Genomic DNA, 25,781 nt, shown 5'->3' on the forward strand with positions numbered 1-25,781 from the left:
CAGGGCTCAGTTGCCCAGAGCGTTGATCTGATCCAGAACACCATCCGGCCAGGAACCCGCGAATTCGCTGTCCAGATACATGGACTGTACCTGTTCGCGGAACGCTGCCAGATCGGGTTCGTAGATCTCCATCCCCTGCTCTTTCAGAAAGCTGACAAGATCTTCTTCTTTCTGAAGCTGTTTCTGACGCCCAGACTCAGCTGCGGCGTCGGCTGCTTCTTGCACCTTGGCCTGCTGTTCTGGCGTCAGCCCATCCCAAACCTCTTTGCCAATGGCGATATAGTTCAAGTCGACCAAGTGCGATGTCAGAACGATCTGATTGGTCACTTCGTAGAACTTCGCGTCTACGACGGTCGGCAGCGGGTTGTCCTGACCGTCAACCGCACCGGTCGACAAAGCGGTGTAAACTTCTGAGAACGCCATTGGTGTCGGGGCGGCACCCAGCGCTTTGCCAAGGAACTGCCACGCATCTGTGCCCGGCATCCGCAGGTTTACACCTTCCAGATCAGCCGGAGTGCTGACGGTCAGCTCATCCTTTGGCTGGCGCAGGTTCACCTGACGACGACCCAGATACATGACCGATAGCAGTTTGACGCCCAGTTCTTCTTCGGCCTTTTGTTTGAAGGCATCCATCAAGGGATCGTTGAAGACAGCCACCTGATGCGCGGCGTCCTGATGAACATAGCCTGCGGTAAAGATCGAAAACTCGGGGAAGAACTGTGCCAGTTCCTGCGCCGAGGTGATCGACATTTCCAGGTTGCCGCGGCTGATCGCGTCCAACTCTGTGCCTTGCGCGAAGATCGTGCCGTTATAGCTGGGCTCATAACTTGCGAAATCGGCGACCATAGGCGCGAAAACTTCGGCCATAGCGACAGAACGCTGATCGGTCTCCGACCCGGACGTCGCGAGGCGAAGTTGCACTTTGTCCTGCGCTAGCACACTGCTTGTTGCGCTGAACAGAACACCGGTTGCGACCAGGGCTGATACAGCAGCCCGGCGGGTAAGTTTGGTAATCACTTTGCTCCTCCCTGAGACATCATGATGCTTCTTTTTTGCGATTCAGAGTTTTGACCTATTTTGGACATTTTGCAAGATGTTTTACAAAATATCAGATATTTTTCATTACCTGCAATCTCTGTTGCTGCGTTTCCTGAAGGGTTCTTATCCTGACAGTCTCGCCAGTTCTGCAAGAATTCTGAATAGCTTCAATAACTTGAAGCGTTCTGAAACCTTCCCATCCAGATACAATCGGCTCTGCTTCGTTCCGAGCTACTTCAACAAAGTGCCTGAGCTGATTGACCAGTGGGTCAGACGCACCCTTCTTCAGCGCGGTTGATGAGATTGGTGTCCACCAATCCCTTTGCTCTCTCTGGTAACTCCACAGGCGAAGATCGGGAACAGACAACGAACCATGAGAGCCACCGATCATGTAGCTACTCTCAGTGGTTGAAGGATAGATTGGATATTCCTGAGACGTCATCTCCCAGCTCCACGGAGCGACGATGCTGTCGGACACACTTATGGTCCCGATCGCCCCACTTTCAAACGTCAACAGCGCGCCGGCGACATCTTCGTTGTCGTAACCCCGCTGCGATGCAGCCGACTGAGCCTGTACGGTCACGACTTCTCCGGCCAGGTACCGCAGCAGATCCACATCGTGGACAAGATTGACCGAGATGGGCCCTGCACCGGGTTTCTTTCTCCAGGGCGCAGCATCAAAATACTCGTCTGGCTTGTAGAACCAGCAATTCGCATGGACAGCGCGCACATCTCCAATCTTCCCATCGACAATGGCTTCCTTGGCCGACCGGATCAGAGGATTGTGTCGACGATGATGTCCGACCATCAGAGGCACATTGGCCTTCTCCGCTGCTTGAACAAGCTCCAGCGCAGCGGCGGCTTCCACGGCAATCGGCTTTTCGACGAGAACGGGACAGCCTTGTCGAACACAGGTTAGGCCTTGATCAACATGAAGCGTCGTGGGCGTCGCAAGCACAGCTCCGTCCGGCGTCTGGTTTGCAAACATTTCCTCAAGTGTCTCGTAACATGCGACCCCGTGCTCAACGGCGTAAGCACGACCTTCATCGCTGGGGTCGACCACCGCGACGAGATCAACATGGCGCAACGCTCGGATAGCGTCTGCGTGGCGGCGTCCAACAAGACCAATGCCGACAATGGCAATGCGAAAGTTCTTAGACACTTTGCTTCCTTCCGGAGGGTCCGGAAAATCCCGAAACCGATAATAGCGATCGAGCTGCTTTGCCCAACTTGGCCACGACCGTATTGGGGTTTTCGCGATTCCGCAATAATGTATGATATTTTTATTTTTACCATACATCAGTTTGGATTGCTGATGTCTCTGAAAAATGCTAATTCAACGAGGAAACTGATAATATCGGGTGAAACGCATGGCGAAACAGCCGTCTACGATAGGTGCAAGCACCTATCAGCGCATCAAGCGGGACATCATCTTCGGGGAGCTGCAGCCCGGCTCCAAACTGAAGCTGGACGCCTTGAAGGAACGCTACTCGGCAAGCCTTTCGACACTTCGTGAAACGCTGAACAGGCTCGCCAGCGACGGGTTTGTCGAAGCTCCTGAGCAACGGGGGTTCTTGGTCACGCCAGTTTCACAAGAAGACCTGACCGAGATTTCAGAGCTGCGCGTTCTGCTGGAATGCCACGCGTTGGAGTTGTCCATTGCGAATGGCGACACGGACTGGGAAGGAAACCTGGTTGCAGCACACCACAAACTTCACCTGATGGAGCAGCAGCTTCTCAAGGGCGACGAGTCCGAGAAAGAAACCTGGAAACGATATGATTGGGAGTTTCACCAGGCGATGATCGCGGCCTGCAACTCCAAGAATCTTCTGTCTCTGCACTCGATCATCTACGACAAGTATCTGCGGTACCAGATGCTCGTGCTGACCTATCGCGGCGAAGAGGCCGTCAAGGAACATAAGGGCATGTTCGATGCCGCATTGGCCAGAGACGCGGGCACCGCAAAGAAACTGTTGGAAGATCACATCCGAAACGGCCTCACCCACACGTTGGAGGCTATGTAAGGCGGCATGCTGATTGCGTGCTTCGACGTCTTCAGGTCGATTTGGCGGGGAATATCTCAAAATTCTACATCTAAATCGAGAAGTTTGTGAAGCGGCCCATTTGTATGTACCGGCTGCTGTTCGCAAATGATTTCTGGCATGCTCTCGGAAGTCGCTCTTATGTATCCGGCCTGTTGATCGACACGCGGGTCGTGGCCTTGTTGGGGTTACGCTCGCACCGTGATCTCATTACCGGACAAGTCATTGTCGACTATTTGGGCCGTCAGATTCTGTGGGCGTAGTATTTCCGTTCCATGCTTTCGATCTGTCGCGAACTCCTTTGCGTCGCTTCGGCTCAGACGCCGATAGCAACCTCGTCTCTTTGCGCATCAAACGCAGTTTTGTGTCTCAGTATGCTCCAGGCCATGCGCGCCAGTTTATTGGCAAGCGCGACGGCGGCCTTGTTTCGATGCATGCGGCCGTAAGCGCGCGCCAGCCAATCGCCAAAGCTGAAGTCGGGCCAACGATGCGGTCGCATCATGATGATCTTCGCCGCCTGAACGAACAGCATCCTCAGATACCGACTGCCGCGTTTGGAAATGCGCCCTAACACTGTGCGACCGCCGGTGCTGTATTGCCTTGGAACCAATCCCACCCAAGCCGCAAAGTCGCGTCCTCGATCAAAGGCCTCACCTTCCCCAACCGCCGCAACCATTGCTGTAGAAATCATTGGGCCAATACCTGGCACCGTCATGACGTTGACGCAGTTCTCTTCAGTGCGACTAATCTCTTCAATCTCCTGCGACACCTTGTCGATGCGATCGTCCATCCACATCCAGTCACCGTAAAGACCGATCAGGATCGACCGCATGCGCGGCGATATCTCGTCCTTGCGCTCCTCCAGGATCGCTTCGAAGGAATTCTTCAGCGCACGCAGACCTTTGCGCACTGTGATGCCCTGTTCGATAAGAAAGGCCCGGATCTGATTGATCGTGGCAGTCCGACGTGACACCAGACGCGATCTGACCCGGTGCAGGGCTTGAAGGTCGAGCTGATCCTGGCTCTTCTCGGACACGGTTTGGAGGTTGGGCCGAAGCGCGGCTTCGGCAATTGCCTCTGCGTCGTTGTAGTCGTTCTTCTGACCTTTGTTGAAAGGCTTCACATAGATTGCGGGGATGATCCGGGGCTCAAAGCCCATCTCGCGCAGCGTCCGGCTGACAAAGTGAGCGCTCAGGCACGCTTCCATGCCTACGATACATCGAGGCAACTTCGCGAATGTCGCGACCAGCGCCAGCCGCTTGATCTGTTTGCGGAGGACACGCTGTCCCGATAGATCGAAACCAACAATGTGGAAGGTGTCCTTACCGATATCGATGCCTATCGACATCAGCTCATCAAAGTCGTTCTTCGCCATGCTACTTCTCCGATTTGCAGAAATAGGCAAAGCCTAACCTGCTGGGTGAAGCAGCCGGTACATCCCATTACCGGACATTCGAACCGCCTTCAAGATGCCGCGGTCGCAGCCCGCATTCCGGTCATTCGCTGCAAGTGCAAATTTTGCCGCTGCACGAAGTCACAAAGCGCGAACTTTTCCGACATTGGATATTCGGACTTTTCTGTTGCAGCATTCGCTCGCCCACGCAGCGCGCCCAACTGCGCAGCCCGATGAAAACGGAAAGCAGGAGCATCAAATACCCCTGCCATTCTGGGGCCGCCAGGACAGGCTTAAGCTTGTAGGCCCTCTTGCGCCGAGGACCGTTGCGACAGGCCCAAAGACATCAGGGACGCACCGGCGAATATCAGATTCAGGCCGGCAAGAACCCCCAGCATAACCAGGGACGAGCCGTTGACGATACCGGTCAGGATCAGGCCGCCAAGCAGGATGGCCATCGCGCCGGACGCAATCATCAGCGCCATGGGCCGCTCCTGACGCGACCGAATAGCGATCACGATCCGCAACACGCCTTCGGCCAGAAAGACCGTGCCAAGCGCAAGGGTCAGTGCTAAAACGCCGCCGAACGGATCAAGCAATAAAACAAGCCCTGCAAGCACGTTCAGAAAACCGATGGCCAATAGCCAAAAGAACCCTTTCCATGCCTTTTCCACAAATGCTTGAATCGCTGTGACGATGCCTCCGCCGAGTAGAGCCACGCCGATAAAGGCTTCGACGGCGAGCGTGGACATCAGCGGGAAGGCGATGGCGCACAGCCCAACGCAGAGTATGGCGACGCCGAGCACGATCAACCAGACCGGTTGAGGCTGCCAACCGGCGGCCTCTTCCATAAGCGTGGGTTTCGGAGCGGTATCAGTAGCTGAATCAGTCATGTCGACCTCCGGGATCAGGGTTTAGGCGACCGACTTGTCGAGGTGATCGCGATAAGCGGCAACGGCGGCGTGCAGGGCCTCCCAATGGTTCTTTGCCTGATCGTGCGCATCGGTCACGGCGTCTTCGCCTTCTTGCTGGATGCGGTCGGCAAGGTTGGTGACTTTGTCTTTTGCTTCCTGCAGATCGGATTGCAGCTTTGTTACCTGCTCCTTGGTCCACGTATCAGTGGCGTCGCCCGCGTCCTTGACCTTCTGCTCGAACGACTTCAATTCGTCCTCGACACGCGCATAGTCGTCTTTGGCTTTCTGTACGAATTCGGAAAATGTTGTCATGGTTCAGTCCTTTCATGGGTCATATTTTTGCTGGGCCCGTTTGAGCGCCATGACCCGGACCCTCGCAAATCCCCGGCAGGCGTCCGAGTGAGTCACGGTTAAACCGCCGGGCTGTCTTGTGACGCGGCCCGTCATCGGACAAAGTTGAGCGACGGAGGGAAACATGCTTGCCGAAGTAAGCTCTGCCATAGATCCGCGCGCCATTCAGGAACAGTTGAAGCGCATCCTCGTCAGTCCGCATTTTGCGGATACCACACGCCTGAACCGCTTTCTGTCGCATATTGTCGGCGAAGCGCTGGCCGGCCGGTCCGAGACGCTGAAAGGCTATGCGATCGGCATTGACGTATTCGACAAGCCCGAGGATTTCGACCCCACCATCGACACGATCGTCCGGGTTCAAGCCAACAAAATGCGCAGTCGGCTGGATCTCTATTACGCTCAGGAAGGGAACAACGACCCGGTGAGGATCCATATTCCCAAGGGTTCCTACGCGCCGGTTTTTGAGATCGCATTTGATCCAGAACGCCGGACCGATGCTGAGACACTTCAGACGGTAACCGGTCGGGTTGCGGTGGCGGTGATGCCCTTCGACAACCTAAGCGGAGACCCGTCTCAGGAATATCTGGCGGATGGGTTCACCGAAGAAGTTATCTCGGCCATCGCCCGGTTTCGCGAGGTGAGTGTGCTGTCACGACACGTCACTTTTCGCTTTCGCGGGCGCGGGCGCGATCCGCGCGCAGTCGGAAGCGAACTGGATGTGCAGTATCTGGTTGAAGGCAGCGTGCGTCATTGGAACAACAAGCTTCGCGTGACAGCCCAATTGATTGACGCGCAAACTGGCCAACAGGTTTCCACCGACACTTATGACCGCGACCTGAGCGCGGACAGCCTGTTTGAAATTCAGGACGACATCGCCGCGCGGATCGCCACGGAAATCGCAGAACCCCATGGGGTAATCCATCGAACGGGTGCGGTGCAGCGTAGCGCGCAGACGCACACCCTGGACGCCTATCAGTGCCGGTTACTGGCCAGCGAATACTGGCGTGAACCCAACGCTGAAAAGCACGGAAAAGTTCGCGACCTGCTGGAGCGCGCCGTTGAGATCGATCCCGAATATGCCGGGGCCTGGGGAATGCTTGCGATTGTCTACGGGGACGAAGTGCGCGGAGGCTTCAATTTCCGCAAATCTCCGGCGCCATTTGATCGCGCGCTGGACGCCGCGCAGCGGTCGGTAGCCCTAGACCCCCTGAATGCAACCGGTCAGCACGCGTTGTTTTTGACCCATTTTCATCGCGGCGAATTCGAAAGCTTCGAAGACGCCGCCGCTAAAGCCTTGCGAGCCAATCCAAACTACCCGGACATGCTGGCTGATCTGGCGGCCTGCTTTGCCCTGCGCGGAGATCTCGACCAGGCCGCCAGACTAAGCGCCCGCGCGATCGAGCTGAGCCCCAACCCGCCTGGCTGGTACCATGCGAGTACATTCCTGATTTGTTTTATGAACGGTGACTATAGCAGTGCGCGTTCAGCCGCCCGCAAGATCGGTGGCGGCATGTGGAATGGTTCTGAAGTGCTTGAGCTTATGTGCATCCCTTACACGGAACAGGACGCCGACCTGGATTCAACCCTGTTGGCCCTGAAGACCAACATTCCCGATGTAGACCGTTTTATCCGGACGCTATACGCGATCTGGCATGTGCCATCAGACATCTCACAGAAAATGACCGAGGCGCTGCGCACAACCGGGGCGCTGGACTGAGGTTCGGCCTTCAGGTATTTAACGGTGACTCACTCTGCCCATTGCGCGGCTGCCAGTAGGAAGGTTCTGAGATCGCAGTCAGACCCGGAAACGAACTATGCTTACTCTGCCTCAGCGCCTTGATCTGATGAAACTGGCGACGGATATTGCAAAGACCAAGGCCAGCTGGTCCGAGGAAAAGCCAACCAAACTGGAAGAGGAAGTCCTTTCTATATTCGAGCTGCTCAAGCCAAGTATCGAAAGCGGCAGCGCGTTTGAGAACACCAGCATGTCCGATGTGAAAACCGCCGTTGATGTCGCCTCGACCATTGACGGATTCCTAGAATAGTCGACCCGTCGTCACAAACGCAATCGACGCCGCTTAGCGTCAGGATCTCGCTTGCTTACCGTTCAAACAACTATCTAGAATGATCGGCCCTATGCTGACTTCACCCCTTAGTCTACATTCTGCGGCGCGGCTCGTCGAACCTGCCGTTCGCTGCTATTGCGAAATTGTCCCCCCAGCGAACAGACAGTCCGCGGGACAAAGCGTCGGTTCGCTGCGGGCGCTCGAACGGCAGTTGCTGGTGGATCGCGAATGCTGCTCCTTTCAGGTCAAGCGGGATGATAATCTTTCGTTGCAATTGCAAGCAGGCTAGTTGGACTTTGAAGTTGGCAGACGTCAGCCTTGTATTTCACCCTGTTCGCATTTGAGCAGCGGGTATTATACCAGCTCAAGAATTTGTGTTTGCGATGCTTTCGGCACCTACGGATACGAGTTGATTGAACCAAGTTTCAATCTTACGTATTTCGACAGTAAAAATTATGTTCATTATCATGCGCTTATCAAGGCAAAGCGTAATTACTAAAATTTTAGTTTGACAGCCGCGCCAAATATCACCGATGCTGAATGCCATCCGGTCTGCGCCGGATCACATAATCTTGGGAGGAGACAGATGCGGAGACATCTACTTTCCGCAGTGGCGGCAGCGGCCGTCATTGCGGGGCACGGTCCTGCTTGGGCCGACGAAGCCGCAGCACAACGTTGGATTGACGACGAATTCCAGCCATCGACCTTGTCGAAGGACGAACAGTTGTCTGAAATGAAGTGGTTCATCGAAGCTGCACAACCGTACTCGGGCATGGAAATCAATGTCCTGTCCGAGGGTATCCCGACGCATTCCTATGAATCCGAGGTTCTGACAACGGCGTTCGAGGAAATCACAGGGATCAAGGTCAATCACCAGATTCTCGGCGAAGGTGAAGTGGTTCAGGCTGTTCAGACTCAGCTGCAAACCGGACGGAACCTGTATGACGGCTATGTCAACGACAGCGACCTGATCGGAACACATTCGCGCCTTCAGCTGGCCTATCCGCTGACAGATATGATGGAAGGCGACTGGGCAGCGACAACTTCGCCGACGCTGGATCTGGATGACTTCATGGGCATTCAGTTCACCACCGGCCCAGACGGTAAATTGTACCAGCTTCCAGACCAGCAGTTCGCCAACCTCTACTGGTTCCGCAAGGACTGGTTCGATGACGAGGACAACAAAGCCGCGTTCAAAGAGAAATACGGCTATGATCTGGGCGTTCCGGTCAACTGGTCGGCCTATGAGGACATCGCCGAGTTCTTCACCAATGACGTGAAAGAAGTCGATGGCGTCGCGATCTATGGCCACATGGACTATGGTAAGCGCGCGCCTGACCTCGGATGGCGCATGACTGACGCCTGGCTGTCGATGGCTGGTGCCGGTGACGTGGGTGAGCCGAACGGCGTTCCCGTCGATGAATGGGGCATCCGCATGGAAGCGGGCACCTGTAACCCTGTCGGTGCGTCCGTGTCGCGTGGTGGTGCCGCAAATGGTCCGGCTGCGGTCTACGCGATCCGCAAGTGGGATGAGTGGCTGCGGGCATATGCGCCTCCGGGGGCTGCGTCCTATGACTTCTACCAGTCGCTGCCGGCACTCAGCCAGGGCAACGTGGCCCAGCAGATCTTCTGGTACACCGCCTTTACCGCAGACATGGTAAAGCCGAAGTCCGAAGGCAACAACACTGTGGATGACGAAGGCACGCCGCTGTGGCGGATGGCGCCTAGCCCGCACGGCCCGTATTGGGAGGAAGGCCAGAAGGTTGGTTATCAGGACGTGGGTTCCTGGACCTTCCTGAAGTCGACCCCCGAGGATCGTGCCCAGGCGGCTTGGCTCTATGCTCAGTTCGTAACGTCCAAGACGGTTGATGTGAAGAAGTCCCATGTGGGTCTGACCTTCATCCGCGACAGCTCGGTCAACCATGAATCGTTCACCGAACGCGCACCCAAGCTCGGTGGTCTGGTCGAGTTCTACCGCTCGCCCGACCGTGTGGCATGGTCTCCGACCGGCATCAACGTGCCGGATTATCCGAAGCTGGCCCAGATCTGGTGGCAGCAGATCGGTGATGTGAACTCGGGCGCCTTCACCCCGCAAGAGGCGATGGACCGTCTGGCCGAGGAAATGGATATCACCATGGCCCGGATGCAGGCCGCGGATGAAAGCGCCGGTGTCTACGGTGGCTGTGGCCCGCGCCTGAACGACCCGCAGGACCCTGCCTTCTGGCTGGAAAAAGCGGGCTCGCCCAAGGCCAAGCTGGAGAACGAAAAGCCGCAAGGCCAGACCGTCAACTATGACGAACTGGTCAAGCGCTGGCAGTCTCAGTAAGCCCTAGCAACCGGGGATGCCGCTTTAGGCATCCCCCACGACCACAGTGCAGGCGCACTGAAGGACCGGAATCCACGGACATGATCGAACTTCAAGATGCCACCAAACGGGTTGGCAATGTCATCCATATCAAGCCCACCAACCTGAAGCTGCAGACCGGCCATTTCAACGTGTTGCTGGGCGCTACCGGATCGGGCAAGACCTCTCTGATCAAGATGATGGCCGGGCTGGACCCAATCGCCTCGGGCAAGGTCTTGATGGATGGGCAGGACGTCACCAAACTGAACACGCAGAAGCGGCAGATCAGCCTGGTGCATCAGTTCTTTGTGAACTACCCGCATATGACCGTGTTCGACAACATCGCCTCTCCGTTGCGTGTTGCGGGCATGGCAAAGTCCGAGATCGAGGGCCGCGTGGAAGAAGCCGCCGATCTGCTTCAACTGCGCCCGATGTTACGCCGCCGCCCACATGAGTTGTCGGGTGGGCAACAACAACGCACCGCGCTGGCCCGTGCGATTGCCAAGGAAAGCCGCGCGGTTTTCCTCGACGAACCGTTGGCAAACCTGGACTACAAACTGCGCGAAGAACTCCGCGAGCAATTGCCCGACCTATTCGCAGGACGTGGCGCAGTCGTGGTTTACGCGACATCGGAACCGGAAGAGGCGCTTTTGCTGGGGGGCTACACAGCACTCATGGAGGACGGCCGCGTCACTCAATTTGGCCCGACCGCTGATATCTATCGAAACCCAGAAAACATCGCCGCCGCGCGCGTGTTCTCTGACCCGCCGATCAATGTGGGTCGCATAACCGTCTCGGACGCACAGGCTCAGTTGGCAGGCGGCGGCGGATGGGCGGTCTCGGGCATTGCGGATGGGGATTACATGGTCGCCGTGCGGCCGCATCGCGTGACACCTTTCCGAACGTCGGATGCAGATGTGGAATTAACGGGCCGCGTGATCGTGACCGAGCTGTCGGGCTCGGATTCCAGCGCACATTTCCAGCATGGGGATGATGCTTGGGTGTCGCTTGCTTCAGGTGTCCACCCCTATCAGGTGGGCGAGGATCACAGTTTCTATATGAACCCGGCCCATTGCCGGTATTTCGGCCAAGACGGCAAAAGGGTGGCCTGACATGGCACAGATCAAACTTTCGAACCTGCGACACAGCTACATGCCTAACCCAAAAGGGCCTGAGGATTACGCGTTGAAGGAAATCGACGTCACTTGGCGCGATGGCGGGGCCTATGCGCTGCTGGGGCCTTCGGGTTGCGGCAAATCCACCTTGTTGAACATCATCTCAGGCCTGCTGACGCCGTCTGAGGGTCAGATCTTATTTGATGATCAAGACGTGACCGCCTTGCCACCCGATCAGCGCAACATTGCGCAGGTATTCCAGTTTCCGGTGATCTACGACACTATGACCGTGGGCGAAAACCTGGCCTTTCCGCTGAAAAACCGAGGCGTTGATCCGGCAACAATCAAGCGTCGCGTTGATGAGATTGCCGAGATGCTGGACGTCACCGATATGCTGAACACCCGCGCTTCGGGTCTAAGCCCGGATAACAAGCAAAAGATCTCGATGGGCCGTGGTCTGGTCCGCGATGACGTTAACGCGGTAATGTTTGACGAACCGCTCACCGTGATCGACCCCCATCTGAAATGGAAACTGCGGTCCAAGCTGAAAGAGCTGCACCAGCGTGTGCAGGCCACGATGATCTATGTGACCCACGACCAGACCGAGGCGCTGACTTTTGCCGACGAAGTGGTCGTAATGCAAGAAGGTGAAGTGGTGCAGATCGGCACGCCGGTTGAACTGTTCGAGCGGCCTCAGCACACGTTCGTCGGCCATTTCATCGGATCACCCGGCATGAACGTTTTGCCCTGCGAGGCCAAGGGCGACCGCGCGGTGTTTGAAGGGCACGAGGTCGTGCTGGAGGGTCCGACCCACGGTGACGGAGGTCGCACCGATCTGGGTATCCGCCCCGAATATGTGGGTTTTGGCGATACCGGTATCCCGGCGCATGTGACCAAGGTTTCCGACATTGGCCGCCACTACGTGGTCAGCGCCATGGTCGGCAACACCGCGCTGAAGGCTGTGACGGAACATGAGGTGCCCGAACCGGGAACGCAAGTCTTCCTGCAATTCAAACCAGAACAATCGCGCGTCTATCGCGACGGCTGGATCGCAACCGAGGAGCGGGCGCAATGAGAACAGAAAACCAAAAAGCATGGTTCTTTGTCCTGCCGGTGCTGGCGCTGGTCGCGTTCAACGCGCTGGTGCCGATGATGACGGTGGTCAACTACTCGGTGCAGGAAACCTTTGGCAACAATCAGTTCTTTTGGGAAGGTCTGGGCTGGTTCGAACAAATCCTGCGATCCGACCGGTTCCAAGCGGCCCTCGGTCGGCAGTTCCTGTTCACCTTCCTGATTCTGCTGATCGAGGTGCCTTTGGGCATCATCGTTGCCCTGTCCATGCCGCGCAAAGGGTTCTGGGTACCTGTCTGTCTGGTGCTGATGGCCCTGCCGATGCTGATCCCCTGGAACGTGGTCGGCTCGATGTGGAACATTTTCACCCTGCCGAAAATCGGACTGATGGGATATTTCCTGAATGACGTTCTGGGCATCAACTATGACATGACACAACAGCCGCTGTCGGCCTGGATAACGGTCATTGTCATGGATGTCTGGCACTGGACGTCGCTGGTGGTGCTGCTGTGCTATGCGGGCCTCGTGTCGATCCCGGATGCCTATTACCAGGCCGCCAAAATCGACGGGGCCAGCCCGTGGTCGGTGTTCCGCTACATCCAGCTGCCGAAGATGAAGACCGTCCTGACCATTGCCGTTCTGCTGCGCTTTATGGACAGTTTCAATATCTATACCGAGCCCTTCGTTCTGACGGGCGGCGGTCCCGGCAACTCAACCACCTTACTGTCGATCGACCTTGTGAAGATCGCGCTTGGACAGTTCGACCTCGGCCCTGCGGCCGCGATGAGCCTGATCTATTTCGCCATCACGCTGCTGGTTAGCTGGGTCTTCTACACTCTGATGACAAAGGATGACGCGCAATGAAGAAGCGGTCTCTTATCCCGATCCTCTATATCGCGTTCCTGATGCTGCCGATCTATTGGCTGGTGGCGATGTCCTTCAAGACCACGAATGAGATCCTGTCGGGCTTTTCCCTGTTCCCCCAGACTTTTACGCTGGAGAACTACATCACCATCTTCACTGATCCGACATGGTACTGGGGCTATATTAATTCGATCATCTACGTGACAATTAACACCGTGCTCTCGGTCTGTGTGGCGCTGCCTGCGGCCTACGCGTTCTCGCGCTATCGGTTCCTGGGCGACAAGCAGCTGTTCTTTTGGCTGCTGACCAACCGGATGGCCCCGGCCGCCGTGTTCGCCCTGCCCTTCTTCCAGCTCTATTCGTCGATCCACCTGTTTGACACCTATCTGGCCGTGGCGCTGGCACACACGCTGTTCAACGTGCCTTTGGCGGTGTGGATATTGGAAGGTTTCATGCGCGGCATCCCCAAGGAACTGGACGAAACCGCCTATGTTGACGGCTATTCCTTTCCGCGTTTCTTCGTGACGATCTTCCTGCCCAACATCAAAGCAGGCGTCGGCGTCGCAGCCTTCTTCTGTTTCATGTTCTCATGGGTCGAGATGCTGCTGGCCAAAACCCTGACCGCGGTCGAGGCCAAGCCCATCGCCGCCGTGATGACCCGCACCGCCTCTAGCGCGGGGTATGAGTTGGGCTTGTTGGCTGCCGCCGGAACGCTGACCATCATCCCCGGCGCAATCGTCATCTGGTTTGTCCGCAACTACATCGCGCGTGGTTTCGCGATGGGCCGAGTGTGAGGTTCGACATGCGTAAACTTCTTCTCTCCCTTCCATTTCTGCCTTCCATGGCTGCGGCTCAGCAGGCCGGCTGGGGCAGCGTCGGCCAGCAAGAGGAAAAGGGCTTTTCGTGGACTGATCCACTGTGGCCCGATTTCTGGATGGCCTGGACTCCGGCTACACTTGCGCTGTTTGTCGGCATCTTCTCGGCCATTGCCTTGATCGGCGTACTGGAAGGGTTCAAATTCCGCGACGGGATCGAACGACGTGGCGTACTTGGGCTGACAACGACGCTGGGTGACCGTCTGTTTATTACCCTTCTCGGATCGGCCTACATCTTCCTCTCTTGGCTTGGGTTGGTGGGTCAACCGGTCTGGACACCTCTTTTTCTGTCCATCGGTTGGGGCATCTTCGTCTTCTGGAAAGTTTAGGCTTTGCGAAACAGCGAAAGGATGCTTGTCTGTCAGGCATACTAAAAAATGGCGACACCGAGATCGATGCGAAAGAAAAAGACAACAAATCTGCTGACCGAAGTGGAGCTTGAGTTCATGAACGAACTCTGGGCTCTTGGTCAGGGTTCGGTCCGTGAAGTCCTTGATCGCCTGCCACCTGATCGCAATCTGGCCTACACGTCAGGCGCCACGATTCTGCGGATCCTTGATGAAAAAGGGTTTGTCGAAAGCGAAAAGAACGGCAAGTCGCTGATCTACAGACCGCTTCTGGAGAAGGACAGGTATCAGTCGCGGTCGCTGCAGAATCTGTCCCGGACCCTGTTTGACGACACACCTGCGACGCTGGTTGCAAGGCTGGTCGACGATGAGGGGCTTACAGAAGATGACCTAGAGGAGATTCGAGCACTGGTAGAGAGGAGACTGCAAAATGACAGCGGTTAAACCGGTTCTCGATGCGTTTCTCGAGTTCAACATTGTGCTTGGATTGTCGGCACTGATCTGGCTCGTCGTGCGCGGAGGCCTTGGGTTGACGCCCATGCGGTACGGCTTTGTTGCTCAGCTTCGTTCGCTCAAGATACTTTGCATCGGCGTGATGCTCAGCCCGGTTCTGGCGATGGGTGTTTCGAGTTTTGTCGCTCAGGTATGGCCTGGGCGTGTTGTCGCGCTGGGGGATATTGCAGTGGCGGCCTATCTGCGCGGCGAAATCGCCATGCCGGCTGCGCAGTTCGAAACCCTTTTGAATACGCGCGAACGCTGGGTTGATCATGTCCTGTCCGGCGGCTCGGTCTTTGTGACGTGCGCGTTGATTGCGGTGTCTCTGATGGCGGCTGTTCTGGCAATTCGGGTTGCCCTTAACGCGCTTGCAATTCGCAACGCGGTACGATCCAGCTTTCTGTGGCGGCAATCCTCTAAGGTGGATATCCGTATCTCGGATCGCGTCACCGTGCCATTTGCAGTGCGCGGCCTTCGTCGCCGCCACGTCGTTTTGCCCAGCCATCTGCTGAACTCGCCGCGCGATCTGCGTTTTGCTCTGGCGCATGAATTCCAGCACATCCGCGCATTGGACGTGGAATGGGAACTGGGTTTCGAACTTCTGCGCCCGCTGCTGTTTTGGAACCCGGCCTATCTGGCCATAAAGCATCAGTTCGACCGGCTTCGCGAGCTAGCCTGCGATCAGTCCGTCGTCTCGCGCAAAGGCATTGACGCGACCGACTATACCGCCTGCTTGCTAGAATACTGCACACGTTCGGTGAAGCTGAAGAGCCCTCGTATTCTTCATGTGGCTTTGGTGAACGGGCAGAAAGCAAAACATGTTCTGCGTCAGAGGGTGATTGCCTTGACCGATGCGCCCGCGGCGACCACACAATTGTCGGCGATTTTCATTGGATTGACGCTTTCTCTGGTTGTTGTGCTTGCCATTGGGTCAGCCTCGGTGCGTCAAACTCAGGATTGGAGCCATGATCGTCTGATGCTTTCGACGGTTGTAAATCTGGAACGGCTTGAAGCTCGGAATCAGGGAAATTGATAGGCCGAGTATTAAGTCCGGCGTGGGTTGGAGAGACGGCCTCACGGGTATTGCTAACAAGCTGCTCGCAGATTCGGCGTTACAGTACTGCTGGTTTTCAATGATTCTGGATTCAAAGTACCGCTATCAACGGCTTTAATGCGGGCGTTCCTGTTGCTCGACATCGATTGACCGAGAACGATTTGAAAGCAGCCAATGGTCGTTCCGAACTGCTGCAACGCAGCATCGCCACCTGTAGATGAAGGTCAGCCATGGGTCGCCTTGTGCAGGCCAATGGCAGCAATCAGAGCATCGACGTCACTCGTGCGCGACGCAGCATTTGTCAGATTGGGCTCACTGCAGATCTCGGTGCGGAAGCAGCACAAGTCCCTACCCCGTTCTCCACGACATATCTAACGGCCGTTAGCAGGCCACTGCTGCCAAATCGGATGCTGCACTGCAACTGCATCAAAGCGCTCGTTCTAAGGCCTCCAAATTGATCAGGACGTGGATTTTCCTGATTAGTAATTTGCCCCCTGTGAGCATATGCTACATCCCAGAAAGCCCGGCATTGGTGTTCAAAAGAAACTGACGGAAAACTGGGCTGCTTGCCGCCCCAATCCCGCGTGCGTTTTCCCCAACAGCCGCAGCTTCTACAACCGGAGGAATCAAACCGCGTTTGTCTTGGTTGACTAGGTAACGACGAACCCGTGAGACCAGCTCCTCCCGTATTTCAGATGGGAATGCGCCGTCGATAAAAATGGCCTCAAAGTCGATGACCGCGCAAATAGACAGCGCGGCCTTCGCCAATTCCTGTGCCGTGGCACCGATCCATGGTTCGACATAGCGAGAAATGCTGCTCCAATCCTGCGGCTTTTCCCACAAAATTCCCGGATCGACACCCGCTTCTATCAGCCTGTCCTCGAGCAGAAACAGAGATGCAGTGTCGGTGCTGTCAGACGAATTCGAACCAGTCTCAGTGTGCCGCGGGAACCGCGAACCTATTCGGAACAAAGTTGACGCCACTCGGCGAGAGCGGCGGTGCGGGTCAGCTTGAAGGTGTCTCGACTGGCTAGCGATCTTTGCTGGTTGAAGTGGTTGTAGACGGAAGAGTGGACGGAGGCGAATTTCTGTAAACTTCGCATGCGCCTGAAACGTTGCATCGCGCGTTCGCGTCGTCGAAACGGCAGGTGCGAATTCTCGACGCGGTTGTTGAGCCACCTGCCCGTCTGTTGTTTTTCGAGCGCGCCCATTTCTCTGAGCGCAGCCTTGTAGGAAGCGAAGCGATATGTGACGATCTCTTCGGCGCAACCGTGCCGCTTTATCAATTTCTTGAGGAATTTCAATGCCGCTTGCTTGTTTCGACGTTTGGTAACAACGGCTTCCAGCACCTCACCTTCGTGATCAACGGCCCGCCAGAAATTATGCCGCTTGCCATTCACCTTCACGAAGGCCTCGTCCACGTGCCACTTCCATTTGGAGAACGCGCGCAGTTGCTGAACACGCTTTCTTCGGATCTCAGCAGCAAACATTGGTCCAAACCTGTTCCACCAATATCGGAAAGTTTCGTGGCTCACGTCGATGCCTCGCTCGTGCAACAGATCTTCGACATTCCGAAGCGAGAGCGAGAATCGGATGTACAGCATCACCGCAAGGCGGACGATCTCGGGACTGGTTTTGAAATACTTGAAAGAGGCAGGTTTGGTCATAGGCAAAAGCTACGAAAACCCCCTGCCCGCCTCAAGGCAAGATCTTCTGACAAGACCGAAATTCCCTGTAAATTGCCGGGTATCAGGGAAATTCAGCCCAAAGCGACCCCGACAAACTGCGACACTGAGACTGGCGCCTGAGCTGTCCTCTGAGTGTACAATCTGCTCCGTCTCTGATTGAAAGCGTATGCGTCAACTCGCGGGAATTGCGGCACAATTCCGGGTCAGAAAACACAACTGAAACGAGACAGGTATGAGTGGCGGGGAGACAGGGATTCGAACCCTGGGAACGCTCTCACGTTCAACGGTTTTCAAGACCGCCGCATTCGACCACTCTGCCACCTCCCCGCGTGTTGGCAGGGTCTAAGGGCACTTGCCGTCAGAGGCAAGACATAAAGCGGGAAATCTTGCCGAACGCTGTGCTGATGTCTTTCCATGACACTATGCTCGCGTTATGATCGTCATGAGTGACCGCATGAGACTGGCAAAAGAACCAGCCAACACGCGGTGGGGCGCGGCCAGATTGGCCTTGTCAGGCAAGGGATGAAACGATGAATCGAGCGACGGGTACACGCTTTGGGCCGCCACGGCTTGCAGTGCTGGCCGTAGCCCTGGCGGCCCTGGCGGGCTGTGAAGAAGGGCTGAATCTGCAAGGCGCTTCGGCGCAGGATGATCCCCCGGAAACTTCGAACGACAGCGGGCCGGTTGAACTGTTCCCGCAGGTCGCTTCCGAGTCTCAGCGCGATGTGGAAGCCCCGGATGTGTTTCAAGTCACCGAAGCGGGTCTTTGGGATGGCCGCCCTTCGCTGGGTGGTATCTGGGTCGCGCATCCTGACGTCGGTCAACCTGAGCGTGTGCTGATCAAGAATACCGCAAACGATAAAACTGTCACCGGCGCCCTGTTCCGCCGGGATCGAAACCTGCCGGGACCGGCGCTGCAGGTCTCATCCTCTGCCGCTGCGAAGCTGGGGATGCTGGCGGGGTCTCCCAGCAGATTGCAGGTTGTCGCCCTGCGGCGCGAAGAAATCGAGGCTGCACCGCCCAAAGAGGAACCTCTGCCTGAGGACGCGGCAGAAACCGAATTGGCAAGCGCCGACACAGCCGAAACCCAAGAGGCCGAGGCCAAGCCCGCCAAGCGGAAGTGGTGGCAAAAGAAACCTGCTGAGGACGCCGGCACCGCTGCGCTTGCGGCTGGTGCGGCGGCAGGGGCCGCAGCAGTCAGTGCGACGTCCAGCGACGACGATCAAGAAGCTCAGACAGAACAGACCGCATCGGTGACCGAGCCCGAGGCTGAAACGCCTGAAGAAAAGCCCGCCAAGCGGAAATGGTGGCAGAAAAAACCCGCTGAAGAAACCGGTGCTGCAGCGGCGGCGGCCGCAGGGACCGCAGCGGCGGCTACGGTTGCCGCCACGGATCAGGCCGCTTCGGGTGCGACCCAAACGGCTGCATTGGCTGATCCCGAAGTCACACCGCCTGCCGAAAAACCCGCAAAGCGGAAGTGGTGGCAAAAGAAAGATCCGAACGAGATCACCGAAACGCCTTTGGACCCGATCGAAGGGGCCGCTGCAGCCATTGAGGCCAGCGAACCGACCGCCGCCAGCACTGCCGCAGCCGCGACTTCAACCGCCACTGCATTGTCCAAACCATTTGTTCAGGTCGGCACATTTGGTGTCGAAGCCAACGCCAAGAGCGCTGCGGACAAGATCCGACGCAATGGAATGACGGCACAAGTTTCCGAGTTGAAAACCGAAGACAAAACCGTCTGGCGTGTTCTCGTTGGCCCAGCCAATACCCGGGCCGAGCGTCGTGCAATCCTTTCGGATGTCAAAGACCTGGGCTTTGCTGACGCCTTTACCGCCAGAAACTGAGAACAGGAGGTCAAAATGCTATCCGCGTTACGATCAACAACTCTGGCCGTCGGGTTGGCCCTGTTGGCCTTGCCCGCGCACGCTTTTGATACGACCGCCCGCGCCGCCTATGTCATCGATCAGAAAACCGGCACTGTCTTGCTTTCGAAAGAGGCCGATCAGCCCCTGCCGCCTGCGTCAATGTCGAAACTCATGACGCTTTATGTTGCATTCGAGGCCTTGCGCGATGGTCGCCTGACACTGGATGAAACACTGCCCGTCTCGGAACATGCCATGAGCTATGGCGGTTCGACCATGTTCCTGAACACGCAAGACCGTGTCCGGGTCGAGGACCTGCTCCGCGGCATTATCGTTTTGTCCGGCAATGACGCCTGCGTGGTGATCGCCGAGGCGCTTAGCCCCGATGGGACCGAATCCGGGTTTGCCCGCTATATGACCCAGCGCGCCAAGCAGATGGGTATGGACAATTCGAACTTTGCAAATTCAAACGGCTGGCCTGCAGCGGGGCATATGATGTCAGTTCACGATCTGGCCGTGCTGGCAGATCGTTTAATTTCGGATTTCCCCGAATACTATCCTTTGTTCGCCGAAGAAGAGTTTGAGTTCGATGGGCGTGCACCATCAAACAAGCGCAATCGCAATCCATTGTTAAAACTGGATATCGGCGCGGATGGACTGAAAACCGGCCACACGCAAGAGGCTGGCTATGGTCTGGTCGGTTCCGCCAAACAGGGCGACCGACGCGTAGTGTTTGTTCTGTCGGGCCTCGACAGCACGGCCCGCCGCGCAGAGGAGGCTGAGGCCGTGGTTAACTGGTCGTTTCGAAATTTTGTCGAGAGGCCAGTTGCCAGCGCAGAAGAACCGATAGCCGAAGCAAAATTGTGGATGGGGGCTGAGCCCAGCGTTGGCCTTGTTCCTGAAGAAGATCTGACGCTGTTGTTCCCGGTTCTGGGCGCGTCGAATGTCGAGGCCGAGATTGTCTATGACGGACCAATCAATGCTCCCGTTGCCAAGGGTCAGCAATTGGCGGAACTAGTGATCAAACCCGAAGGTCTGCCGGAAATTCGCCGCCCGCTGGTAGCAGTAAAAGACGTGCCGCAGGGGGGCTTTGTCGTGCGCATGATGACGGTTGGTGGCATCGTGCTGAAGGATGTGCTCAGCACTCCGCTGGGGCAGTTGTGACGCAACGCGGACTATTTCTGACCTTTGAAGGCATCGACGGTTCAGGCAAATCCACGCAGGCAAGGCTGCTTGCCGATCACCTGCGAGGGACTGGCCGGGACGTGGTTCTGACCCGCGAACCAGGTGGTTCTGACGGCGCCGAAGAGATTCGCAATCTGGTGCTACAGGGCGACCCTGACCGGTGGTCAGCCGAGACGGAAATCCTGCTGTTCACGGCCGCGCGACGAGATCATCTTGAGCGCACTATTGAACCTGCCTTGGCCGCTGGCAAGATCGTGATCTGTGACCGGTTTGTCGACAGCACCCGAATGTATCAGGGCATGTCGCGTGGCGATCTGCGTGGTTTGGTCGACCAGTTGCATGATCTGATGATCGGGCGAGAGCCTGACCTGACCCTTTTGATCGACATGGACCCCGATACCGGCCATTCGCGGGCCAAGGGCCGACAGGGCGCGGAAGAACGGTTCGAAGATTTCGGCCCTGCGTTGCAACGGCAGATGCGGGCCGGTTTTCTTGCGTTGGCGGATGAGTTCCCTGACCGTTTTCGGGTTGTGGACGGCAATCGGGACATAGACAGCGTTGCGGTGGATGTGACAGATATCGTCTCGAAAACCTTGTGACGAAACAGCGATGAGCGACGACATCCCAGCCCCAGATCAAGCGCCCGGCGCGCCGCATCCGCGTGAAACCGCCCGGCTGTTCGGTCAGGATGCGGCAGAGCAGTCGTTCCTGACGGCGTATAACTCAGAGCGTTTGCATCACGGTTGGCTGTTAACCGGCCCGCGCGGCACTGGAAAAGCGACGCTCGCATGGCGCATAGCGCGATTTCTGCTGGCAACACCGCCGCAGGACGATAGCGGACTGTTCGGAGCCTCCCCTCCCCCTGCGGAATTGGACATTGACCCGGATCACCCGGTATCGCATCGGATTCAGGCGGGGGCTGAACCGGGCCTTGCCGTGATCACGCGCTCGGTGAATGATCAGGGCAGGCTGCGAAACGAAATCGTGGTCGATGATGTCCGCAAGCTGGGACGCTTTTTTGGCATGACCTCGGCAGATGGTGGACGTCGCGTCGTGATTGTGGATTCTGCGGATGAAATGAATGTCAGCGCCGCAAACGCGTTGCTGAAAATGCTCGAAGAACCCCCGGTACGCGCAACCTTGCTGCTGATCTCACATCAGCCCTCGCGCCTGTTGCCGACGATCAAATCCCGCTGTCGCACGCTGCGCCTGTCACCGCTTGGGCCAGATGACATGCACGCCGCATTAATGCAGACCGGATCGGAGGTGCCCACACAAACAGATCATCTGACGGCCCTTGCAGCCGGATCTGTTGGGGATGCGGTGAGACTAATCAACTTGGGCGGCCTGGAAATCTACGCCGAACTGATTGGCATTCTGGGCACACTTCCGCGCCTCGACCGACAGCGCGTACTTGCACTGGCTGAGGCCGCCGCGCAGCGTGGTGCTGCTGAACGGTTCGAATTGTTACTGACGCTCATTGATGTGGCCTTGTCTCGCCTTGCTTTGACCGGAGCCACAGGCGCGCCACCCACGCCCGAGGCAGCACCGGACGAGGCTCAGATATTGGCCCGCCTGTCTGCATCACCTCATCAGGCGCGGAAATGGGCCGAAGTCGCAGCTACCGTGACGGCCCGTGCTCGTCACGGTCAGGCGGTGAACCTTGACCCTGCCGCTTTGGTCCTAGATACGGTGTTCAAGATACAGGAAACCGCCGGTCAGAGCAGATGAGCGATACCCCTCAGATTACAGACAGCCATTGCCATCTGGATTTCCCTGATTTCGAAGGCCAACTGGACGAAATCATAACCCGCGCCGCCGAGGCAGGCGTTACCCGCATGGTGACGATCTGCACGCGTTTGCGCAACGAACCTGCCGTTCGAGCAATTGCCGAGGCATATGCTCCGGTGTTCTACGCCGCTGGCACCCACCCAATGAGCGCCGCGGATGAGCCAATGGCAAGCGTGGACGAACTGGTGGCGCTTGCCCAACATCCGAAATTCGTTGGCATCGGTGAAAGTGGGTTGGATTATCACTACACCGCAGACTCGGCCGAGGTGCAGAAACAATCGCTGCGTATTCACATCGAAGCTGCCCAGCGCACTGGATTGCCGCTGATCATCCATGCACGGGCCGCTGATGATGACATGGCGCGCATCCTTGCGGATGAATACCGCAACGCGCCCTATTCCTGTGTCATGCACTGCTTTTCCTCATCCGCTGAATTGGCGAGGGCCGCGCTGGATCTGGGCTTTTATCTGTCGATGTCCGGCATTGCCGCGTTTCCCAAAAGTCAGGACCTGCGCGACATCTTCACCGCAGCGCCTATCGAGCGTATTCTTGTCGAAACCGATGCACCCTATCTTGCCCCGCCGCCCTATCGTGGCAAACGCAATGAACCAGCCTTCACCGCCCACACGGCGCGCAAAGGAGCCGAGGTGTTTGACCTGACCTACGAAGAATTTGCCGCCCATACGCAAGCCAACTTTGACCGGCTGTTTACCAAGGCTGCGGCCTATAAGGTCGCCGCATGAGCGGCTTGCGGTTTACCATTCTGGGCTGCGGTTCATCCGGCGGCGTGCCGCGTCTGGGCGGGCACTGGGGGGATTGCGACCCTGAAAACCCGAAAAACACGCGCCGCCGCTGCTCGCTGCTGGTCGAGCGGGATGGGCCCGAGGGAACGACCACGGTGCTTATCGACACCTCTCCGGATATGCGCAGTCAGTTGCTGGGCTCGGGCACCGGGCGGTTGGACGGGGTGGTCTACACCCACTCGCACGCCGATCATACAAACGGCATCGATGATCTGCGCATGATCGTGTTCAACATGAAAACCCGCGTACCCGTCTGGGCAGACGGCGATACGCAGAACGATTTGTTGGGGCGGTTTGGCTATGCGTTTGTGCAACCAGAAGGCTCGCCCTATCCGCCAATTCTTGATCTGAAATCCATCGACGGCCCGTTCGAGATCGACGGGCCCGGAGGCGCCATTCCCTTTCAGCCGTTCCGCGTCAACCATGGCGCAATCGATGCGCTGGGGTTTCGGATCAACGATCTGGCTTATCTGCCTGATGTTGCTGAGTTTTACGACGACACACGGTCCGAACTTGCCGGGCTCGACTATCTGATCATCGACGCCCTGCGCCGATCGCCCCATCCTACCCACGCGCATCTGGAAAAGACTTTGGGCTGGATCGAAGAATTGAAACCAAAGCGCGCCGTTCTGACAAACATGCATATCGACCTCGACTATGCGACAGTAAACGCTGAAACCCCCGATCACATTACACCCGCCTTTGACGGGATGGTGATCCGGCAGCCGGTGTAACTGCGAAATGAGGGCTGTGGACCTGCAATGTTCCAAAGCCTGATCACCGTCATCCTGCCGGTTTTTCTGGTGATCGGTGCTGGCTACATCGCCACGCGGTCCGGGTACTTTCGCGAGGCCCATGTAGATGGGTTGATGAAATTCACCCAAGGGTTTGCGATCCCGTGCCTGCTGTTTCTGGCCATCGCGCATCTGGACCTGAGCGCCAGCTTCGATCCCAGATTGCTTGCGAGCTTTTACACGGCTGCCGGTCTGTGCTTTGTCACTGGAATGCTGGGCGCGCGATTCATCTTTGGCCGCGAGTGGGAAGATTGCGTGGCCATCGGGTTTTGCTGTCTGTTTTCGAACTCGGTCCTGTTGGGCCTGCCGATAACCGAGCGCGCCTACGGCCCAGAAAACCTGACAGGCAATTACGCGATCATCGCCTTTCATTCCCCTTTTTGCTATTGCGTCGGCATCACCGTGATGGAGGTCATCCGCAATCGCGGTCATGGTGGTGCCCGCATGGCGCAGTCTGTTCTGTCGGCCATGTTCAAGAATGCCCTGATCCTTGGGATCGGGCTGGGTTTCATCGTCAACCTCGCGGGCATCGCCGTGCCGGGCGTGGTGGACGAAGCGCTGGAATTGATCACCCGCGCCGCCCTGCCTGGCGCATTGTTTGCGCTGGGTGGAGTGCTGGTCAAATACCGGCCCGAAGGCGATCTGCGCACAATCGCCTTTGTTTGCGGTGTCTCGCTGTTGCTGCACCCCAGCCTTGTCTGGCTGTTCGGAACCACACTGTCTCTGCCGCAGGATCTGTTCCGCTCGGGCGTGCTGAACGCGGCCATGGCCCCCGGTTTCAACGCCTATATCTTTGCCAATATGTATGGCCGCGCCAAACGAGTGGCCGCGTCCTCGGTGCTGATCGGTACGGCTGCATCCATCCTGACGGTCTGGATGTGGCTGACACTTTTGGGCTAGCCGGTTGTGGGATATGGGTTAACTCTATCGTCTGGCGCGGCATTATGCGTGCCCCCACAACAAGAGATTTGAAATGCCCCATGCAGTGATCGTAGCCCATGGCCAGCCATCCGATCCCGATCCGGCGGAAAGATCCCTGGCGGCATTTGCGCAGAAGGTGAATGCCTTGTGCCCAAATGTTTCGGTGCAGTCCGCCACACTGGCTGCACCTGGCGCGCTGGAAAACCGTCTTGACACCTTACCGAATGGAACGGCCGTTTACCCGCTGTTCATGGCCAAGGGATGGTTTGTTACCAGCGCCCTGCCCAAGCGCATCGGCTCCAGAGATGTTCGTATTCTGGATCCTCTGGGGATCGATCCAGCCCTGCCGGAGTTGGCGGCCGAGGCCTTGAAAAAAAGCCTGAGCCGCCGCCAGTGGTCGGCGCAAGAGGTCGATCTGGTACTGGCGGCTCACGGATCCGGGCGCAGTCGCAACCCTGCCAAAATCACCGAAGCATTCGCCTCTCAGCTAAACGCGGTTTTACCCTTCAGATCGATGCGCGTTGGCTTTGTCGAGGAACCACCCTCTATTTCCGAGGCAGCAACCGGCGCAGGGGTTAAATCCATCTGCCTGCCATTTTTTGCCTGCACCGGCGGGCATGTATTGGAGGACGTGCCCCAGGCACTGAAACAAGCGGGATTTCAGGGAATTGTCATGCCGGTTGTCGGAGAACTGCCCGAAATCCAGCGTCACATCGCCAAAAAGCTGAACGATGCACTGACCGGCTGATTGTTTGATCGGCGTAT

26 protein-coding genes and 1 tRNA gene are annotated in these 25,781 nt (G+C 57.2%); 19 read left to right on the top strand and 8 right to left on the bottom strand.

The window, feature by feature from the left end; genetic code table 11:
• Positions 1-6 precede the first annotated feature (6 nt).
• Both ACR0FG_RS12805 and ACR0FG_RS12810 read right to left on the bottom strand, forming a co-directional pair.
• Positions 7-1,017 carry a sialic acid TRAP transporter substrate-binding protein SiaP gene (locus ACR0FG_RS12805; protein ID WP_480893405.1) on the bottom strand — a complete coding sequence of 337 codons (1,011 nt, stop codon included), beginning with the start codon at positions 1,015-1,017 and terminating at the stop codon, positions 7-9.
• Positions 1,018-1,108: 91 nt separating this feature from the next.
• On the bottom strand, positions 1,109-2,200 hold the full coding sequence (locus tag ACR0FG_RS12810; RefSeq protein ID WP_480893406.1) for a Gfo/Idh/MocA family protein: 1,092 nt from the start codon (positions 2,198-2,200) through the stop codon (positions 1,109-1,111).
• Positions 2,201-2,408: 208 nt separating this feature from the next.
• Between ACR0FG_RS12810 and ACR0FG_RS12815 the strand changes: the two genes are divergently transcribed.
• The gene (locus ACR0FG_RS12815) at positions 2,409-3,062 is read left to right on the top strand and encodes a GntR family transcriptional regulator (protein WP_480893407.1); all 654 of its coding nucleotides are present in this window, start codon (positions 2,409-2,411) and stop codon (positions 3,060-3,062) included.
• Between the two features lie 334 nt (positions 3,063-3,396).
• Here the strand turns inward: ACR0FG_RS12815 and ACR0FG_RS12820 are convergent, their stop codons facing one another.
• The 3 genes from ACR0FG_RS12820 to ACR0FG_RS12830 form a co-directional block, all read right to left on the bottom strand.
• On the bottom strand, positions 3,397-4,455 hold the full coding sequence (locus tag ACR0FG_RS12820; protein ID WP_480893408.1) for an IS110 family RNA-guided transposase: 1,059 nt from the start codon (positions 4,453-4,455) through the stop codon (positions 3,397-3,399).
• A gap of 311 nt (positions 4,456-4,766) precedes the next feature.
• Entirely contained in the window at positions 4,767-5,366 is a 600-nt protein-coding gene (locus tag ACR0FG_RS12825; protein ID WP_480893409.1) for an HdeD family acid-resistance protein, read from the bottom strand.
• Between the two features lie 21 nt (positions 5,367-5,387).
• Complete coding sequence (locus ACR0FG_RS12830; RefSeq protein WP_480893410.1) at positions 5,388-5,699, bottom strand: hypothetical protein; 312 nt, start codon at positions 5,697-5,699, stop codon at positions 5,388-5,390.
• A 163-nt stretch (positions 5,700-5,862) separates the two neighbouring features.
• On the opposite strand from ACR0FG_RS12830, the gene ACR0FG_RS12835 reads away from it, so the two are divergent.
• The 10 genes from ACR0FG_RS12835 to ACR0FG_RS12880 all read left to right on the top strand — a co-directional run bounded on the left by ACR0FG_RS12835 (position 5,863) and on the right by ACR0FG_RS12880 (position 15,948).
• On the top strand, positions 5,863-7,455 hold the full coding sequence (locus tag ACR0FG_RS12835) for a tetratricopeptide repeat protein (protein WP_480893411.1): 1,593 nt from the start codon (positions 5,863-5,865) through the stop codon (positions 7,453-7,455).
• Positions 7,456-7,552: 97 nt separating this feature from the next.
• Positions 7,553-7,783, top strand: a complete 231-nt coding sequence (locus ACR0FG_RS12840; RefSeq protein WP_480893412.1) for a hypothetical protein — start codon at positions 7,553-7,555, stop codon at positions 7,781-7,783.
• A gap of 607 nt (positions 7,784-8,390) precedes the next feature.
• Entirely contained in the window at positions 8,391-10,130 is a 1,740-nt protein-coding gene (locus ACR0FG_RS12845) for an ABC transporter substrate-binding protein (protein ID WP_480893413.1), read from the top strand.
• 80 nt (positions 10,131-10,210) lie between these two features.
• Positions 10,211-11,260, top strand: a complete 1,050-nt coding sequence (locus ACR0FG_RS12850) for an ABC transporter ATP-binding protein (protein WP_480893414.1) — start codon at positions 10,211-10,213, stop codon at positions 11,258-11,260.
• Position 11,261: 1 nt separating this feature from the next.
• On the top strand, positions 11,262-12,338 hold the full coding sequence (locus ACR0FG_RS12855) for an ABC transporter ATP-binding protein (RefSeq protein ID WP_480893415.1): 1,077 nt from the start codon (positions 11,262-11,264) through the stop codon (positions 12,336-12,338).
• Positions 12,335-13,198: a carbohydrate ABC transporter permease gene (locus ACR0FG_RS12860; RefSeq protein ID WP_170670891.1), complete on the top strand. Its 864-nt coding sequence runs from the start codon at positions 12,335-12,337 to the stop codon at positions 13,196-13,198. Before ACR0FG_RS12855 ends, ACR0FG_RS12860 begins: the two co-directional genes overlap by 4 nt.
• Positions 13,195-13,992 (top strand): carbohydrate ABC transporter permease, encoded by a 798-nt coding sequence (locus tag ACR0FG_RS12865; RefSeq protein ID WP_058280831.1) that lies wholly within the window; start codon positions 13,195-13,197, stop codon positions 13,990-13,992. The genes ACR0FG_RS12860 and ACR0FG_RS12865 overlap by 4 nt, the downstream gene beginning before the upstream one ends.
• 8 nt (positions 13,993-14,000) lie before the next feature.
• Positions 14,001-14,402 (top strand): DUF2160 domain-containing protein, encoded by a 402-nt coding sequence (locus ACR0FG_RS12870; RefSeq protein ID WP_480893416.1) that lies wholly within the window; start codon positions 14,001-14,003, stop codon positions 14,400-14,402.
• Positions 14,403-14,468: 66 nt separating this feature from the next.
• The gene (locus tag ACR0FG_RS12875; protein WP_136443804.1) at positions 14,469-14,864 is read left to right on the top strand and encodes a BlaI/MecI/CopY family transcriptional regulator; all 396 of its coding nucleotides are present in this window, start codon (positions 14,469-14,471) and stop codon (positions 14,862-14,864) included.
• Positions 14,851-15,948, top strand: a complete 1,098-nt coding sequence (locus tag ACR0FG_RS12880) for a M56 family metallopeptidase (RefSeq protein ID WP_480893417.1) — start codon at positions 14,851-14,853, stop codon at positions 15,946-15,948. Before ACR0FG_RS12875 ends, ACR0FG_RS12880 begins: the two co-directional genes overlap by 14 nt.
• Before the next feature lie 528 nt (positions 15,949-16,476).
• Here the strand turns inward: ACR0FG_RS12880 and ACR0FG_RS12885 are convergent.
• The 3 genes from ACR0FG_RS12885 to ACR0FG_RS12895 form a co-directional block, all read right to left on the bottom strand.
• Positions 16,477-16,941 carry a hypothetical protein gene (locus tag ACR0FG_RS12885; protein WP_480893418.1) on the bottom strand — a complete coding sequence of 155 codons (465 nt, stop codon included), beginning with the start codon at positions 16,939-16,941 and terminating at the stop codon, positions 16,477-16,479.
• Complete coding sequence (locus tag ACR0FG_RS12890) at positions 16,929-17,636, bottom strand: IS6 family transposase (RefSeq protein ID WP_480893419.1); 708 nt, start codon at positions 17,634-17,636, stop codon at positions 16,929-16,931. Before ACR0FG_RS12890 ends, ACR0FG_RS12885 begins: the two co-directional genes overlap by 13 nt.
• 258 nt (positions 17,637-17,894) lie before the next feature.
• Positions 17,895-17,984: transfer RNA gene (locus tag ACR0FG_RS12895), tRNA-Ser, on the bottom strand.
• 203 nt (positions 17,985-18,187) lie between these two features.
• Here ACR0FG_RS12895 and ACR0FG_RS12900 point away from each other — a divergent pair.
• From ACR0FG_RS12900 to ACR0FG_RS12935, 8 genes are all read left to right on the top strand, one after another.
• Positions 18,188-19,504, top strand: coding sequence for an SPOR domain-containing protein (locus ACR0FG_RS12900; RefSeq protein WP_480893420.1), 1,317 nt, complete (start codon positions 18,188-18,190; stop codon positions 19,502-19,504).
• Between the two features lie 15 nt (positions 19,505-19,519).
• Complete coding sequence (locus tag ACR0FG_RS12905; protein ID WP_170710134.1) at positions 19,520-20,686, top strand: D-alanyl-D-alanine carboxypeptidase family protein; 1,167 nt, start codon at positions 19,520-19,522, stop codon at positions 20,684-20,686.
• Positions 20,683-21,306 carry a dTMP kinase gene (gene tmk / locus ACR0FG_RS12910; protein ID WP_480893421.1) on the top strand — a complete coding sequence of 208 codons (624 nt, stop codon included), beginning with the start codon at positions 20,683-20,685 and terminating at the stop codon, positions 21,304-21,306. Before ACR0FG_RS12905 ends, tmk begins: the two co-directional genes overlap by 4 nt.
• Positions 21,307-21,316: 10 nt before the next feature.
• Positions 21,317-22,438: a DNA polymerase III subunit delta' gene (locus ACR0FG_RS12915; RefSeq protein ID WP_480893422.1), complete on the top strand. Its 1,122-nt coding sequence runs from the start codon at positions 21,317-21,319 to the stop codon at positions 22,436-22,438.
• On the top strand, positions 22,435-23,241 hold the full coding sequence (locus ACR0FG_RS12920) for a TatD family hydrolase (RefSeq protein ID WP_480893423.1): 807 nt from the start codon (positions 22,435-22,437) through the stop codon (positions 23,239-23,241). The genes ACR0FG_RS12915 and ACR0FG_RS12920 overlap by 4 nt, the downstream gene beginning before the upstream one ends.
• On the top strand, positions 23,238-24,035 hold the full coding sequence (locus tag ACR0FG_RS12925) for an MBL fold metallo-hydrolase (RefSeq protein WP_170710138.1): 798 nt from the start codon (positions 23,238-23,240) through the stop codon (positions 24,033-24,035). Before ACR0FG_RS12920 ends, ACR0FG_RS12925 begins: the two co-directional genes overlap by 4 nt.
• A 27-nt stretch (positions 24,036-24,062) precedes the next feature.
• Complete coding sequence (locus ACR0FG_RS12930) at positions 24,063-24,995, top strand: AEC family transporter (protein WP_170710139.1); 933 nt, start codon at positions 24,063-24,065, stop codon at positions 24,993-24,995.
• 73 nt (positions 24,996-25,068) lie between these two features.
• Positions 25,069-25,764: a CbiX/SirB N-terminal domain-containing protein gene (locus tag ACR0FG_RS12935; RefSeq protein WP_480893424.1), complete on the top strand. Its 696-nt coding sequence runs from the start codon at positions 25,069-25,071 to the stop codon at positions 25,762-25,764.
• Positions 25,765-25,781 lie beyond the last annotated feature (17 nt).

It is taken from the genome of Ruegeria sp. E1, assembly GCF_056534225.1.

Excerpts from the sequence above, each read along its gene's own strand:
- ACR0FG_RS12875 (WP_136443804.1), top strand. The coding sequence starts at position 14,469 with ATGCGAAAGAAAAAGACAACAAATCTGCTGACCGAAGTGGAGCTTGAG.
- ACR0FG_RS12820 (WP_480893408.1), bottom strand. The coding sequence starts at position 4,455 with ATGGCGAAGAACGACTTTGATGAGCTGATGTCGATAGGCATCGATATC.
- ACR0FG_RS12855 (WP_480893415.1), top strand. The coding sequence starts at position 11,262 with ATGGCACAGATCAAACTTTCGAACCTGCGACACAGCTACATGCCTAAC.
- ACR0FG_RS12925 (WP_170710138.1), top strand. The coding sequence starts at position 23,238 with ATGAGCGGCTTGCGGTTTACCATTCTGGGCTGCGGTTCATCCGGCGGC.
- ACR0FG_RS12900 (WP_480893420.1), top strand. The coding sequence starts at position 18,188 with ATGAATCGAGCGACGGGTACACGCTTTGGGCCGCCACGGCTTGCAGTG.
- ACR0FG_RS12830 (WP_480893410.1), bottom strand. The coding sequence starts at position 5,699 with ATGACAACATTTTCCGAATTCGTACAGAAAGCCAAAGACGACTATGCG.
- ACR0FG_RS12880 (WP_480893417.1), top strand. The coding sequence starts at position 14,851 with ATGACAGCGGTTAAACCGGTTCTCGATGCGTTTCTCGAGTTCAACATT.
- ACR0FG_RS12835 (WP_480893411.1), top strand. The coding sequence starts at position 5,863 with ATGCTTGCCGAAGTAAGCTCTGCCATAGATCCGCGCGCCATTCAGGAA.
- ACR0FG_RS12930 (WP_170710139.1), top strand. The coding sequence starts at position 24,063 with ATGTTCCAAAGCCTGATCACCGTCATCCTGCCGGTTTTTCTGGTGATC.
- ACR0FG_RS12905 (WP_170710134.1), top strand. The coding sequence starts at position 19,520 with ATGCTATCCGCGTTACGATCAACAACTCTGGCCGTCGGGTTGGCCCTG.
- ACR0FG_RS12915 (WP_480893422.1), top strand. The coding sequence starts at position 21,317 with ATGAGCGACGACATCCCAGCCCCAGATCAAGCGCCCGGCGCGCCGCAT.
- ACR0FG_RS12840 (WP_480893412.1), top strand. The coding sequence starts at position 7,553 with ATGCTTACTCTGCCTCAGCGCCTTGATCTGATGAAACTGGCGACGGAT.
- ACR0FG_RS12890 (WP_480893419.1), bottom strand. The coding sequence starts at position 17,636 with ATGACCAAACCTGCCTCTTTCAAGTATTTCAAAACCAGTCCCGAGATC.
- ACR0FG_RS12920 (WP_480893423.1), top strand. The coding sequence starts at position 22,435 with ATGAGCGATACCCCTCAGATTACAGACAGCCATTGCCATCTGGATTTC.
- ACR0FG_RS12860 (WP_170670891.1), top strand. The coding sequence starts at position 12,335 with ATGAGAACAGAAAACCAAAAAGCATGGTTCTTTGTCCTGCCGGTGCTG.
- ACR0FG_RS12935 (WP_480893424.1), top strand. The coding sequence starts at position 25,069 with ATGCCCCATGCAGTGATCGTAGCCCATGGCCAGCCATCCGATCCCGAT.
- ACR0FG_RS12815 (WP_480893407.1), top strand. The coding sequence starts at position 2,409 with ATGGCGAAACAGCCGTCTACGATAGGTGCAAGCACCTATCAGCGCATC.
- ACR0FG_RS12825 (WP_480893409.1), bottom strand. The coding sequence starts at position 5,366 with ATGACTGATTCAGCTACTGATACCGCTCCGAAACCCACGCTTATGGAA.
- ACR0FG_RS12850 (WP_480893414.1), top strand. The coding sequence starts at position 10,211 with ATGATCGAACTTCAAGATGCCACCAAACGGGTTGGCAATGTCATCCAT.
- ACR0FG_RS12845 (WP_480893413.1), top strand. The coding sequence starts at position 8,391 with ATGCGGAGACATCTACTTTCCGCAGTGGCGGCAGCGGCCGTCATTGCG.
- ACR0FG_RS12865 (WP_058280831.1), top strand. The coding sequence starts at position 13,195 with ATGAAGAAGCGGTCTCTTATCCCGATCCTCTATATCGCGTTCCTGATG.
- ACR0FG_RS12870 (WP_480893416.1), top strand. The coding sequence starts at position 14,001 with ATGCGTAAACTTCTTCTCTCCCTTCCATTTCTGCCTTCCATGGCTGCG.